At 20.1% G+C, this 15,377-nt stretch carries 12 protein-coding genes; 7 read left to right on the top strand and 5 right to left on the bottom strand.

What is annotated here, in order from left to right:
* Positions 1-273: 273 nt before the first annotated feature.
* On the top strand, positions 274-723 hold the full coding sequence (locus LDP12_RS02270; RefSeq protein WP_414734428.1) for a CvpA family protein: 450 nt from the start codon (positions 274-276) through the stop codon (positions 721-723).
* A 95-nt stretch (positions 724-818) separates the two neighbouring features.
* On the top strand, positions 819-1,304 hold the full coding sequence (locus LDP12_RS02075) for a TIGR00645 family protein (protein WP_265226720.1): 486 nt from the start codon (positions 819-821) through the stop codon (positions 1,302-1,304).
* Positions 1,305-1,361: 57 nt separating this feature from the next.
* Here LDP12_RS02075 and LDP12_RS02070 read toward each other — a convergent pair whose 3' ends face one another.
* Positions 1,362-2,309 (bottom strand): ribose-phosphate pyrophosphokinase, encoded by a 948-nt coding sequence (locus tag LDP12_RS02070; protein ID WP_265226719.1) that lies wholly within the window; start codon positions 2,307-2,309, stop codon positions 1,362-1,364.
* 351 nt (positions 2,310-2,660) lie between these two features.
* Here LDP12_RS02070 and prfA point away from each other — a divergent pair, with 351 nt between their 5' ends.
* The 5 genes from prfA to pta all read left to right on the top strand — a co-directional run bounded on the left by prfA (position 2,661) and on the right by pta (position 8,976).
* A complete protein-coding gene (gene prfA, locus LDP12_RS02065; protein ID WP_265226718.1) occupies positions 2,661-3,746 on the top strand; it encodes a peptide chain release factor 1 in 1,086 nt (361 codons plus the stop codon).
* The gene (gene prmC / locus LDP12_RS02060) at positions 3,743-4,576 is read left to right on the top strand and encodes a peptide chain release factor N(5)-glutamine methyltransferase (RefSeq protein WP_265226717.1); all 834 of its coding nucleotides are present in this window, start codon (positions 3,743-3,745) and stop codon (positions 4,574-4,576) included. Before prfA ends, prmC begins: the two co-directional genes overlap by 4 nt.
* 89 nt (positions 4,577-4,665) lie before the next feature.
* Positions 4,666-5,475 (top strand): tetratricopeptide repeat protein, encoded by an 810-nt coding sequence (locus LDP12_RS02055; protein ID WP_265226716.1) that lies wholly within the window; start codon positions 4,666-4,668, stop codon positions 5,473-5,475.
* Positions 5,476-5,596: 121 nt separating this feature from the next.
* Positions 5,597-6,811, top strand: coding sequence for an acetate kinase (locus LDP12_RS02050; RefSeq protein ID WP_265226715.1), 1,215 nt, complete (start codon positions 5,597-5,599; stop codon positions 6,809-6,811).
* A gap of 35 nt (positions 6,812-6,846) precedes the next feature.
* On the top strand, positions 6,847-8,976 hold the full coding sequence (gene pta / locus LDP12_RS02045) for a phosphate acetyltransferase (RefSeq protein ID WP_265226714.1): 2,130 nt from the start codon (positions 6,847-6,849) through the stop codon (positions 8,974-8,976).
* Position 8,977: 1 nt separating this feature from the next.
* Here the strand turns inward: pta and yfaE are convergent, their stop codons facing one another.
* The 4 genes from yfaE to gyrA all read right to left on the bottom strand — a co-directional run bounded on the left by yfaE (position 8,978) and on the right by gyrA (position 15,293).
* Complete coding sequence (gene yfaE, locus LDP12_RS02040; RefSeq protein WP_265226713.1) at positions 8,978-9,256, bottom strand: class I ribonucleotide reductase maintenance protein YfaE; 279 nt, start codon at positions 9,254-9,256, stop codon at positions 8,978-8,980.
* On the bottom strand, positions 9,257-10,384 hold the full coding sequence (nrdB, locus tag LDP12_RS02035; protein ID WP_265226712.1) for a class Ia ribonucleoside-diphosphate reductase subunit beta: 1,128 nt from the start codon (positions 10,382-10,384) through the stop codon (positions 9,257-9,259).
* A 34-nt stretch (positions 10,385-10,418) separates the two neighbouring features.
* Entirely contained in the window at positions 10,419-12,701 is a 2,283-nt protein-coding gene (gene nrdA, locus LDP12_RS02030; protein ID WP_265226711.1) for a class 1a ribonucleoside-diphosphate reductase subunit alpha, read from the bottom strand.
* Positions 12,702-12,794: 93 nt separating this feature from the next.
* A complete protein-coding gene (gene gyrA / locus LDP12_RS02025; protein ID WP_265226710.1) occupies positions 12,795-15,293 on the bottom strand; it encodes a DNA gyrase subunit A in 2,499 nt (832 codons plus the stop codon).
* Positions 15,294-15,377 lie beyond the last annotated feature (84 nt).

Here is a 15,377-nt window from a genome sequence, read left to right as displayed (position 1 = left end):
ATTTTATATATTTTATTTTTTTAAATTTTTAAATTTATTACATTTATTAAAAATAAATTAATATAAATTTATAAATTTTAAAAATAATTTTTTAAAAAATTATATTAGATAATTTTTTATATTAATAAAATATTTTATATTATATATTTCAAATGTATTAATATATTTATATAAAATAATTTTATTATAATAAAATTTTTTTAAATAATTATTTTTATAAAAATATATTTTTATTTAAAATAAATTAAAATTACAATTTTTTTTGGAATATATATGAATTTATATGATATGTTTATAATCATTGTTATTTTTTTATCTACTATTTTTGGTTTAATAAGAGGTTTTTTAAGGGAAATAATATCTATATTAATTTTTTTTATAAGTTTTTTAATTTTTTATGTATTTGATATATTCATTTTAAAAAAAATTTTTTTAATATATAATTTTTTATTTCCAACAGTTTTATTTATTATTTTTTTTATTTTTATTTTTTTATTTTTAGAGTCTTTATCGTATCATGCTTTAAAAAATTTTTTTTACGATTGTGGAATACTTGGTTTAAACAATTATATTTTAGGATTTTTATTTGGTTTATTGAGAGGTATTTTTATAATATTATTTATAATTTTATTTATGAATAAATTTTTACATATAAATAATAAATTATTTTTAATACATTCTTATTTTTTTCCAATTTTAATTAAGTGTTTATATTTATTTTAAAGTTTTTAAATTGACTAAATTTTATAATTTAATGATTTTATAAAATAAATATTTAATTATAAATAAATTTTTAGTATAACATGAAGAAATAAAACATGATTAAAAAATTGATTTATGCATCTAGATGGTTTATGTTTCCAGTATATTTTGGATTATCTTTAGGTTTTATTTTATTAACTTTAAAATTTTTTCAAGAAGTTTTTTATGTTCTTCCAGAGATATTAGTAATTTCAGAATCAGGATTAGTTTTAGTAGTTCTATCATTAATTGATATTGCTTTAGTAGGAGGTTTATTAATTATGGTAATGTTTTCTGGATATGAAAATTTTATATCTAAAATGCATATGGAAGATGATAAAAATAGATTAGAATGGATGGGTAAAATGGATGTTAATTCTATTAAAAATAAAGTGTCTTCTTCTATTGTAGCTATTTCTTCTGTACATTTATTAAAATTATTTATGGAAGCAGAAAAAGTTTTAGATAATAAAATAATTTTATGTGTGATTATTCATTTAACTTTTGTAATTTCTGCATTTGGAATGGCTTATATTGATAAAATGAGTAAAAAAATAAAATAAAAAATAGTTTATTTTGTTATTAATTTACTCAATTTTATAGAAAATAATTATAAATTTTTAATTTTTTAACATAGCTGATATAGATTCTTCATTACTGATTTTACGAATTGCTTTAGCAAGCATATTAGATACAGTTAATATTCTTACTTTAGATATTTTTTTTATATCTTGAGATAATGGGATCGTATCACATACTACAATTTCATTTAAACATGATTTTTTAATGTTAATATATGCTTTTCCAGAAAAAATTGGATGAGTAGCATATGCAAAAACACGCTTAGCTCCTTTATTTTTTAAAGCATACGCGGCATTTGATAAAGTTCCTCCTGTATCGATCATATCATCGATTAATATACAATCTCTATTTTTTACATCTCCAATAATATTCATTACTTTAGAGATATTTGCATGAGATCGTCTTTTATCAATTATAGCCATATCTGTATCATTTAAAAGTTTAGCAACTGCTCTTGCTCGAATTACACCTCCAATATCTGGAGATACTATTATTGGTTTTTGAAATTTTTTTTTTAACATATCTTTTAATAATATTAAATTTCCAAAAATATTATCTACAGGAATATCAAAAAATCCTTGAATTTGTTCTGCATGTAAATCGATTGTTAATACTCGATCTACTCCTACATTAGATAACAGATCTGCAATTATTCTTGCTGTAATTGGGACTCTTTTTGAATGCACTCTTCTATCTTGTCTTGCATAACCAAAATAAGGAATTACAGCTGTAATTCTTCCAGCAGATGCTCTTTTTAAAGCATCTACCATGATAATTAATTCCATTAAATTATCATTTGAAGGAGCACAAATTGATTGAATAATAAATATATCTCCTCCTCTGACATTTTCATTAATTTTAACATTAATTTCTCCGTCACTAAATCGACTTACTGTAGCTTTTCCTAAAGTTGAATTTAATAATTTAACTATAGAATATGTTAATTCAGTAACAGAATTTCCAGAAAATAATTTTATATTAGACATATACATCCTATATTAGTTTAAATAACTTAAAATTTAAAAATTTTTTAAAAAAATTAAAAATAATATAAATGTTTTTAAATAATTTTTATATATAAAAATTGTATATAAATTTTTATATTTTTTTTATAAAACTAATATTTTAAAAAAAATGTTATATAAAACTAAATTTTTTAATCAAACTAGATATATTTTTTTAAAAAATTATATTTATAATATATTAATTATATCTTTTTAAAAAAATTAATTTAATAAATTTTTATTTAAAATATTAAAGATATGATAAAATTTAAATTAAATATTTAAATATGTTTTAAAAAATTTTAATGAATTTAAAAAGGTTTATAATTTTTTATGAATAATTCTATATTAAAAAAATTAGAATTTTTAGAAAATAGATTAAATGAAATTGAAAGTCATTTATCTAATAAAAAAACTATACAAGATAAAAAATATTTTTTAAATTTATCTAAAGAACATTTAAAAATTTCTAATACAGTATTATTTTTTAAAAAATGGAAAAAGAATGAATTTAATATAAAAAAAACAAAAAATTTATTACATGATTCAGAAATTTCTTTGTTAGCACAAGAAGATTTAAAAATATTAATAAAAAAAAAAAATCAATTAGAAAAAAAAATTAATTTATCTTTATTATCATCAGATCCTCAAGATAGTTTAAATTGTTTTATAGAAATTCGTTCTGCTACAGGAGGAGATGAATCTTCTATATTTTCTGGAGAATTATACAAAATGTATGTTCGTTATGCAGAACTTAAAGGCTGGAATATAGATTTAATACATTCACATAATGGAGAACATGGTGGATTTAAAGAAATTATTATAAAAATTATTGGTAATGGAGCATATGGATTTTTAAAATTTGAATCTGGTGGACATAGAGTACAGAGAGTTCCTCAAACTGAAACTCAAGGAAGAATACATACATCTACTTGTATAATTGCTGTTATGCCTGAATTACCAAAAGATCAAGAAATTAAAATTAAAACTAAAGATTTAAAAATTGATACTTTTAGATCATCTGGAGCAGGTGGACAACATGTAAATACAACAGATTCAGCTATTAGAATTACACATATACCTACTGGAACTGTTGTAGAATGTCAAGATGAACGTTCTCAGCATAAAAATAAAGCTAAAGCTTTATCTGTTTTATCTGCTAGAATTCATTCTGAACAAGTTTTAAAAAAAAATAAAGAATCTGCGTTAATTAAAAAAAATCTTTTAGGTAGTGGTATGCGTTCTGATCGAAATAGAACATACAATTTTCCTCAAAATAGAATTACTGATCATAGAATAAATTTAACTTTATATAAATTAGATAAGATTTTAGAAGGAAATTTAGATTTTTTAATTAATCCGATTATGCAAGAATATCAAGCAAAAAAATTATCTAAATTGTCTGAGATACATGAATGAAAATTAAAAAATGGAAAAAATTTGCTTCAAATGTTTTAGCTAATATTAATAATTCAATTTTAGATATAGACGTTTTATTAACTTATGTATTGAATAAACCACGTAGTTGGATTTTATGTTATGAAGATTATGATTTAAATTCAAAAGAAATTAAAATGTTAAATAAATTATTAATACGTCGTTTTTACAATGAACCGTTAGCATATTTGATTCAGACAAAAGAATTTTGGTCTTTAAATTTTTTTATATCTAATAAAACTCTAATTCCTAGACCAGATAGTGAAATTTTAGTTGAACAATCTTTAATGAAAATTAAAAATTATCCTTATAAAATTTTAGATTTAGGTACTGGATGTGGAAATATTGCTATAGCTATTGCTCATTCTAAATTAAATTGTCATGTTACAGGAATTGATTATTCATCTGAAATAATTAATATTGCTAGGTATAATGCAAATAATTTTAATTTAAAAAATATAATTTTTTTTTGTAGTAATTGGTTTTCTTCTATATGTAATACTAAATATCATATTATTGTAAGTAATCCACCATATATTAGTTATAAAGAGTTCTTTTTTTTAAAAAATAATTTAAAATTTGAACCAATTACTGCATTAATATCAAAAAATAATGGTTTTTCTGATATAATTAAAATTATTAAATATTCTCAAGATTACTTATTTAATAAAGGATGGTTATTAATTGAACATGGTTGGAAACAAAAAAAAATGATTCAAAAACTTTTTAAATTATATAATTATATTAATATTCAGACATATAAAGATTACAGTGGAAAAAATAGAGTTACTTCAGGTCAAAAATATTATTAATATAAATTTATATTAAATAAAATAATTTTAATAATTTTTTTATAATTTAAATTTTTAATTAATTTAATAACATTTACTTTGGTTAATATATGAACTATTTTTCTGATATAAATTTTTCTAAATTTACTATTTTAGAATCTATTTTTTTATGTTTTAAAAAAATTAAAAATAATTTTTCTACAAAAGAAGTTTTTTCTAATTTAGACAATAAATTAAAAGAAGCTGAAAATTATCTTTCTAATGAAGAAAATTCCGTTAATAAATTAAATAAATTATTAGAATTATTTTATTTGAATTGGAATTTTAGAGCAATCGAAGGAAAGTATGATGTATCAGATGTATTATGGATTGATAAAGTTTTAAAAACATATCAAGGAACTGCGATTTCTTTAGGAGTAATTTTATTACATTTTGCAGATAAATTAAAAATACCTTTAAGTCCGGTTGTTTTTCCAACTCAATTTATTTTAAGAGCAGATTTTGTACATAAAAAAACTATTTTAATTAATCCTTTTAATGGAGATATTTTAAATCATCATATTTTAGAATTATGGTTAAAAGGTAATATTAGTTCTTCAGCAAAATTGTATAAAAAATATTTAGAAATATCAAAATCTAAAGATATTTTAAAAAAGATTTTAAATACTTTAAAATCAGCTTTAATGGAAGAAAATAAAATTTTATTAGCATTAAAAGTAAGTAATGTTTTATTAAAATTTTACCCAAATGATCCTTATGAAATACGAGATAGAGGATTAATTTATTCTCAATTAGAATGTTATTCTTTAGCAATAAAAGATTTTTCATATTTTATTAATAAATGTCCAGATGATCCAATTAGTGAAATTATAAATTTAAAAATTAAATCTATAAAAAAGAAATTTCATATTGTACATTAATATATTAAAGATTTTTAATAATATTTAAGTTTTATATTTTTAATTATATTTTAAATACTTTAATTAAAATTTTTATATTTTATTTTTATAAACTTGATATTTTATAATTTGAGTATTATTTATGTTAAAAAAATTAATTTTAGTTTTAAATTGTGGAAGTTCATCATTAAAATTTTCTATTTTAGATCCTAATTCTAAAAAAATATATGTTTCTGGAATGATAGAACGTTTATTTTTAAAAAATACTGTAGTATTTATATATTCAGATAAAAAAAGATATACAAAAAATTTATCTGATTATACTAATTATTCAGATGCATTAAATTTTATTTTTAAAAAAATTAAAAATAAATATTTTAATTGTTATAATAAAATTTATGGTATTGGTCATAGAATAGTACATGGTGGAGATAAATTAAATAAATCTGTAATTATAACAGATAAAATATTAAAAATAATTAAAAAATTTTCTATTTTTGCTCCATTACATAATCCTGCAAATTTAAAAGGTATTCAAATTTCTAAAAAATTTTTTCCACATTTAAAGAAAAATAATGTAGCTGTTTTTGACACATCTTTTCATTCTTCTCTTCCTAAATCATCTTTTTTATATGCTATTCCTTATAAATTTTATAAAAAAAATAAAATTCGTCGTTATGGAGCGCATGGAATTAGTCACAATTATATTTTAAACAAAACTTCTAAAGTTTTAAATAAATCAAAAAATTTATTAAATATAATTAGCTGCCATTTAGGTAATGGATCTTCTGTTACTGCTATTAAATCTGGAAAATCTATAGATACTTCTATGGGTTTAACTCCATTAGAAGGTTTAGTGATGGGTACAAGAAGTGGAGATTTAGATCCTGCAATAATTTTTTTTATGTATAACAAGTTAGGTTTAAGTATAGAATCTATAGAAAAAATTTTAACACATAAATCAGGATTATTAGGAATTAGTACTAAAAGTAGTGATTGTCGTTATTCTGAAAAAAATTATCAATATAATAAAAATTCTAAACTTGCAATAAAAATTTTTTGTCATAGAGTAGCAAAATATATTGGAGCGTATAGTACTTTAATGAACGGAAGATTAGATGCAGTTGTTTTTACTGGAGGTATAGGAGAAAATTCTTTTTTAATTAGAAGAAAAGTAATTTCTAAGTTAAATTTATTAGGATTGTATATAGATAAAAATATAAATACTAACACTAAATTTCATAAAAAATATTTTATTAATACAAAAAATTCAATAAAAATATTAGTTATTCCTACTAAAGAAGAATTATTTATTGCACAAGAAACACAAAAATTAATTAATAAAAAAAATATTTAAAAATATTTTATTTTGAATTATTTAAAAAGGATTATATGGCTAGAAAAATTATTTTAATTCCAATAGGAACGAATACAAATTTAACTTCTTTAATTTTATCTTTATCTAACATATTAAATCAAAATAAAATAGATTTTAATTTTTATTCTCCTTTATTATGTAAAAAAAATTCATCAAAATATTTTCAAAGCACTTATTTTAATTTAAAAAATCAATATAAATCTATAAATTGCATAAAACCAATTTTTATTCAAAAAAAAATAAATTTATTTAAAAATAAAATATATACAAAATATTTAGAAAAAATATTAGATTCATATTATTTTCAAAAAAATAAAAAATTAGTTTTAATAGAAGGTTTCACGTATTTAAATAATCTTTCTATGTATTTTTACAATCAGTTAAATTTAGATATAGCTAGAATTTTAAATTCTGAAATTATATTTGTTATAACTATTGAAAATAGTTTATCGCAAGAATTGAATTATAAAATGTATATTTTAGAAAATTTTTTTTTAAAACATAATAATTTAAAAATTTTAGGAGTCATTTTTAATAATACTTTTAGTCAATTAAATATAGAAAATAAAAGTGATTTAATGAATAAAAACAATGAATTTATTTTAAATAAAAAAAATTTTATAACAAAAAAGTTTTTTCAATATAATAATTTACCAATATTAGCTTTTAATTCAATATATAAAAATTCTTTTTCTATAAATAAAGAATCTTTATTGTTGTTTTTTAAAGCAAAAAAAATTTTTTTAAATAAAGTTAATGATTTTAAAATTAATTCTATTATATTTATTTTAAATAATGATTTAAATTTTTTAAATGACCTTAATGAAAATACATTATTAATAATTACTTCAAAAAATTTTTTTTCTTTAGAAAAAATTTTATTTTTTATTAAAAAACATAGAATTTATTTTTCTATATTAATAATTGAAAATAAAAAAGTACAATATATTAAAAGTTATTTATATAATAAATTAATTCAAATTGGTATTTCAGTTTTTTCTTCTAAGGAAAATTTCTCTAATATATTATTTAATTTAAATAAGATCAATTTTATTAAAAGTAGTTTAATAAAAGATAATAAATTATATAATAATTTTTTTTCTATTAAATCTAATAAGATATATTCTATTTTTCAAAAAAAAAATGTTGTACAAGATAACATGTCATCTTATAAGTTTTTATATAAGTTAAAAAAATTATCAAAAAAAATTAAAAAATCTATAATTTTACCAGAAGGAGAAAATAAAAAAATAATTCAAGCTGCATATTTATGTCATAAATTAAATTTATGTAAATGTATTTTATTAGGGAATCCTGAAATAATTTATAAAAAATCTTATTCTTTAGGTTTGAAATTATCAAAAGAAATTAAAATTTATAATCCTAAAAATATTTTTTCAAAATATATTAAAATTTTTTATAAATTTAATAAAAATTTTAGTTTACATAAATGTAAAAAAATACTACAAAAAAATAATATTTTATTATCTATGCTTTTGTTAAAAAAACATTCAAAATATCATGGAGTTGTAGCAGGTATTATAAATACTACAGCTGATGTGATACGTCCTGCTTTAAAATTAGTAAAAATGAAAAAAAATACAAATTTAATTTCTTCTATATTTTTTATGTTATTTTTAGATAAAATATTAGTATATGGAGATTGTGCTATTAATCCTAATCCTAGTGCATTAGATTTATCTGAAATTGCTATACAATCTGCGGATTCTGCAAAAAATTTTGGAATTGATCCAAAGATAGCAATGTTATCATATTCTACTAATGATTCTGGATCAGGACCAATGGTTGAAAAAGTTAAATTTGCTACTACTTTAGTACGTCAAAAACGTCCTGATTTATTGATAGAAGGTCCAATACAATATGATGCTGCTACTGATATACTTATTTCTAATATAAAATGTTCTGAATCAAAATTATTAGGAAATGCAAATGTTTTTATTTTTCCTGATTTAAATAGTGGAAATATTGCATATAAAGCTGTTCAAAGATCTTGTTCAATAGTGTCTATTGGTCCTGTAATACAAGGTTTAAAAAAACCTGTAAATGATCTTTCAAGAGGAGCTTCTATAAAAGATATTTTATATACTATTGTAGTAACTGCAATACAATCAGAACAAATATAATTTAGAATTTTAATGTATGTAATTTAATTGTAATATTACTTAAAACTATACAACAACATGTTACAATTTCATTTTTTTGAAGCATAGCTATTGGATTTTTTTTTAAATAACATATTTTACCTGTGATTAAGATTACTTTACAAGTTCCACAGTATCCATCTTTACATTGATAATCTATTTTAATATTATTTTCTATTAAGATTTGTAATAAAGGAGATTGGTTTCTTTTAGAAATAATTTTAATTTTTTTTTTATATATTTTAATAACATTTTTTTTCATTTATAATTTAAATTTATAAAAATTTTTGTTAGAGATTTTTGAATTAATTTGTCCCACTAAATAAGAAGTTGTTTCTGATTCTTGAGGAGCAACTTGAACATTATCAGAAATTAACCAAGAATTAATCCATGGAATAGGATTAGAATATATTTTAAAAAAAGGGTTTAATCCAATAGATTGCATTCTAATGTTAGTAATATATTCTATATATTGACATATAATTTCTTGGTTTAATCCAAGCATGGAACCATTTTTAAACAGATATTTGGCCCAATTTTTTTCTTGTTTAGATACTTTTTTAAAAATTTTATAAGCATTTTTTTGACATTCTTTTTTTATTTGTAGCATTCCTTCTTCAGGTTCTTTATGAAGAATATTTAAAATATGCTGAGTTCCAATTAAATGTAGAGATTCATCTCTAGCAATTAATTTTATTATTTTAGCATTACCTTCCATCATTTCTCTTTCAGCAAATGCAAATGAACAAGCAAAACTTACATAGAATCTTATAGCTTCTAAAGCATTTACACTAATTAAACATAAATATAGTTTTTTTTTTAATATATTTAAATTTATTTTTTTATCAATATTGTTAATTTTATATTTTCCTTTTCCAAATAAATTCCAATAATATGTTAATTGAATTAATTGATCATAATATTTAGCAATATCTTTAGCGCGATTAATAATATGTTTATTACAAATTATTTCATTAAATATTTTAGATGGAGTATGACTAATATTTCTAATTATGTGAGTATATGATCTTGAATGAATAGTTTCAAAAAAAGACCATGTTTCAATCCATGTTTCTAGTTCAGGTATAGAAACGATGGGTAAAAAAGCTATATTTGGACTTCTACCTTGAATAGAATCTAATAATGTTTGATATTGTAAATTTTTTAAAAAAATATTTTTCTCATGTATAGGAAGTTTTTGAAAATCAATTCTATCTTGAGATAGATCAATTTCTTCTGGTCTCCAAAAAAAAGATAATTGTTTTTCAGTAATTTTTTCAAAAATTATATATTTTTGTTGATCATATCTAGAAATATTTACTGGTTGTCCAAAAAACATTGGTTCTTTTAAAGAATTATTTTTTTTTTTTGAAAATATTGTAAATTTCATTTTTTATTCCTATAAAATTTAGGTTATTTTAATTTTAAATAAAACATGATCCTCCAGAGCAATTTAAATTATTATAATCTATATAATCTTTTTGAAATAATTTTGATCCATCTTGAGTATTTTGATAATATAACGTTTTTAAACCATATTTATAAGAAATTAATAAATCATATATCAGTTTTTTCATAGGTATTTGATCATTTTTAAATTTTTTAGGATCATAATTTGTGTTTGTAGAAATAGATTGATCAACAAATTTTTGCATAATTGCAGATAAATGTAAATATCCAGTATTATTTGGCATATCCCATAAAAGTTCATAATTTTTTTTTAATTTTTTATATTCTGGAACAACTTGTTTTAATATACCATCTTTAGAAACTTTTACACTAATAAAACCTCTTGGTGGTTCAATTCCATTTGTAGCATTAGAAATTTGAGAAGATGTTTCTGAAGGCATTAAAGCTGATAAAGTAGAATTTCTTAATCCATATTTTAGTATTTTTTTTCTAAGTTTTTCCCAATTTAGATGTAATGGTTCTTTGCAAATTAAATCTAAATCTTTTTTATATGTATCAATTGGTAAAATTCCTTGAGAATAATTAGTATCTTTGAAAAACTTACATGATCCTTTTTCTTTAGCTAATTTATATGATGCCTTTAAAAGATAATATTGAATATATTCAAATGTTTTATGTGTAATTGAATTTGCGCTTCCATCAGAATATTTTACTTTATTTTTAGCTAAATAATAGGCAAAATTTATTACACCAATTCCTAAAGATCTTCTATTTTGAGCGCTTTTCTTTGCAGATGGTATAGCATATTCTTGATAATCAAGTATTTCATCTAATGCACGAACAATTAAATTTGATAATTTAGATATTTCTTGTAAAGATTTTATTGTACCTAAATTGATTGCAGATAATGTACAAAGAGCGATTTCTCCTTTTTCGTCGTTAATATCATTTATAGGTTTTGTTGGTAATGTTATTTCTAAACATAAATTAGATTGTCTAATTGGAGCTTTTTTAGGATTAAATGCACTATGTGAATTACAATGATCAACATTTTGAATATATATTCTTCCAGTAGATGTTCTTTCTTGTAAAATTAAAGAAAATAAATCTATTGCAGGTATTCTTTTTTTTCTGATATTAGTATTTTTTTCATATTTTTTATATAAATTTACAAATTTTTTTTGATCAGAAAAAAAATATTTATATAAATTTGGTACGTCAGATGGACTAAATAGAGTGATTTTCTTATCTAAAATCATTCTTTGATACATTAATTTATTTATTTGTACTGCATAATCCATATGTCTAATTCTATTTTCTTCAATTCCTCTATTATTTTTTAATACAAGCAGACTTTCTATTTCCAGATGCCATATTGGATAAAATAATGTTGCTGATCCTCCTCTTACTCCTCCTTGAGAACAAGATTTAACTGCAGTTTGAAAATGTTTATAAAATGGGATACATCCAGTATGAAATGCTTCTCCATTTCTGATAGGACTTCCAATAGCTCTTATTCTTCCTGCATTAATTCCAATTCCAGCTCTTCTAGAAACATATTTTATAATTGCATTAGAAGTAGCATTAATTGAATTTAAATTATCATCACATTCAATTAAAACGCATGAACTAAATTGTTTATTTGGAGTTCTAACTCCTGCCATAATCGGAGTAGGTAAAGATATTTTAAATGTAGAAATTGCATCATAAAATTTTTTAATATAATTTAATCTATTTTTTTTTGGATAGTTTGAAAATATATAAGCAGAAATTAAAATATATAAAAATTGAGCAGTTTCGTAAATTTTTCCTGTAACTCTATTTTGAATTAAATATTTTTTTTCCATTTGTTTAACAGCTGCATATGCAAAATTCATATCTCTATTATGATCAATAAAGCTATCTAAAATATTTATTTCTTGTTTTGAATATTTTTTTAATAAATTTTTATCATATTTATTAATTTTTATCATTTTTTTTACATGATGATATAGTTTAGGTGGTGTAAATTTTCCATATGCTTGTTTTCTTAAATGAAAAATAGATAATCTAGCTGCAAAATATTGATAATCTGAATTTTCTTTTGAAATTAAATCTGCTGCTGATTTAATAATTGTTTCATGAATATTTGTAGTTGTAATTCCATTGTAGAATTGTATTCTAGATTTCAATTCAACTTGTGAAATAGAAATATTTTCGAGTCCTTTTGAAGCCCAATTTAACATTTTATGTATTTTTTCTAAATCAAGAAGTTCTTTTTTTCCGTTTCTTTTTATAACATAAAGATTTTCTGTCATTTTAAATTTACCTTTATAAAATATTTTATATAAAAATATTTATGTAAATATATAATAAATATATAAATAAAATTTTTTTATAATGAAGTGAAATTATATTAATTTTTCTTGAATTTTTTGTAAACCTACTACTTTTTCTTTTTTTATCATTCGAATTAAAATTACACCTTGTGTATTTCTTTTTAAAATATTAATTTCTGAAACTCGTATTCGAACTAATTTTCCAGTATTAGTAATAATCATAATTTGATTATTTTCTTTAACTTGAATAGCTTTAACTACTAATTTATTTTTTTTTGTAATTTTTATAGAAATGACACCTTTGGTTGATCTAGATTTTATAGGAAATTCTTTAATATTAGTTCTTTTTCCATATCCTTTTTGTGTAATTACTAAAATTTCTCCATTTTTTTTTGGAATAATTAAAGAAACTACGCGATCATTTTTTTTTATTTTAATTCCTTTGACACCTGTTGCAGTTCTTCCCATAGATCTGACATGTTTTTCAGAAAATTGAACTACTTTTCCTTGAGATGTAAATAACATAATATTATTTTTTCCATTTGTTAATGATACTCCTATTAATTCGTCATTTTTTTTTAAATTTAATGCGATAATACCTTTATTTCTAGGATTTTGAAATTTATTTAAAGGTGTTTTTTTTACTATTCCTAGAGCTGTAGCCATAAATATATTTTTTTTACTTTGATATTTTTTTAAGGGTAAAATAGCTGTAATTCTTTCTTGAGAACGTAATGGTAATAAATTTACTATAGGTTTTCCTCTTGAATTTCGATTAGATTCTGGTAATTGATATACTTTCATCCAATATATGATTCCTTTACTAGAAAAACATAATATTGTATCGTGAGTATTTGCTATTATTAAAGTTTCAATATAATCTTCTGATTTAACTTTAGCTGCATATTTTCCTTTTCCTCCTCTTTTTTGAGCTTCATATTCACTAATAGGTTGATATTTTACATATCCTGAATGTGATAAAGTAACTACAACATTTTCATCTGTAATCATATCTTTTATTTTAATGTTTGAAGTTTTATCTTTAATTTCAGTTTTTCTTGTATCTCCAAAATTTTTTTTAATTAAATTTAATTCTTTTTTAATTACTTCAATCATTTTTTTTTCATTATTTAATATTTCTTTTAAGTAATTTATTTTATTTTGAAATTCTTTATATTTATAAAAAATTTTTTTATGTTCTAAATTATTTAATTTATTTAATTTAGTATTTAATATTTTTTCTGTTTGTTTTATAGAAAATTTATATTTATTTTGTTGATTTTGATTTTTTAATAAAATTAAATTTTTTATAGAATTTTTTATTTTCCAATTTTTGGATAATAAAATTTTTTTAGCTTCTTCTGTATTAGAAGCAGATTTAATATATTTAATAATAGAATCAATATTTTCTAAAGCTATAGCTAAACCTTCTAATAAAATAATTTTTTTATTATATTTTTTATAATCATAAATACATCTTCGTGTAACAATTTCTTTTCTATGTGTAATGAATTCGTGTAATATTTCTTTTAAATTCATTAATTTAGGTTGTCCTTGAGATAAAGCAACCATATTAATTCCAAACGAATTTTGTAAAGTTGTTAAAGCATATAGTTTATTTAAAATTATTTCAGGAATGGATTCTTTTTTAATTTCAAGAACAATTCTCATACCATCTTTATCACTTTCATCTCTTAGAGCAGAAATTCCTTCTATTTTCTTTTCCTTAACTAAAAGTGCAATTTTTTCTATTAATTTTGATTTATTAGTTTGATATGGTAATTGATATATAATGATAGATTTTTTTTGATTTTTAATATTATTTTCAATTTTTATACGAGCTCTGATATAAATTTTTCCTTTACCAGTTTTATATGCTTGATAAATTCCTGATTTACCGTTAATAATTCCGAATGTAGGAAAATCTGGTCCAGGTATGTATTTCATTAAATTTTTTAAGCTAATATTTGGGTTTTTAATATATTGTAAACATGCATTGATAGATTCATTTAAATTATGTGGAGGAATATTGGTAGCCATACCAACAGCAATTCCAGATGATCCATTAATTAATAAATTTGGAATAGATGCAGGAAGAATTTCAGGTATTTCCTCTGAACCATCGTAATTTTTTACAAATTTTACTGTATTTTTATTTAAATCATTTAATAAAGTAGAAGATATTTTAGACATTCTAATTTCTGTATATCTCATTGCTGCTGGAGAATCTCCATCAATAGATCCAAAATTTCCTTGTCCGTCAATTAACATATACCTTAATGAAAAAAATTGTGCCATACGTACAATAGAATCATATACTGCTGTATCTCCATGTGGATGATATTTTCCAATAACATCTCCTACAATTCTTGCAGATTTTTTATATGGTTTGTTCCATTTATTGTTTAATATATGCATAGCAAATAGTATTCTTCTATGAACAGGTTTTAGTCCATCTCTGACATCAGGTAGAGCTCTTCCTATAATTACAGACATTGCATAATCTAAATAAGAATTTTTTAATTCTTTTTCAATTTCTACTGGTATAATTTTTTTTGCAAATTTTTTCATTAAATATCTTCTATTTTAGAGTAATTTATGGTTATATATATTTTATATAATTATAACATATTGAATTGATTCGGTGAATATTGA

Source organism: Buchnera aphidicola (Chaitophorus viminalis) (assembly GCF_026122795.1).
Classification (GTDB): domain Bacteria; phylum Pseudomonadota; class Gammaproteobacteria; order Enterobacterales; family Enterobacteriaceae; genus Buchnera_J; species Buchnera_J aphidicola_BK.
This window is presented reverse-complemented; position numbering and strand designations above follow the sequence as displayed.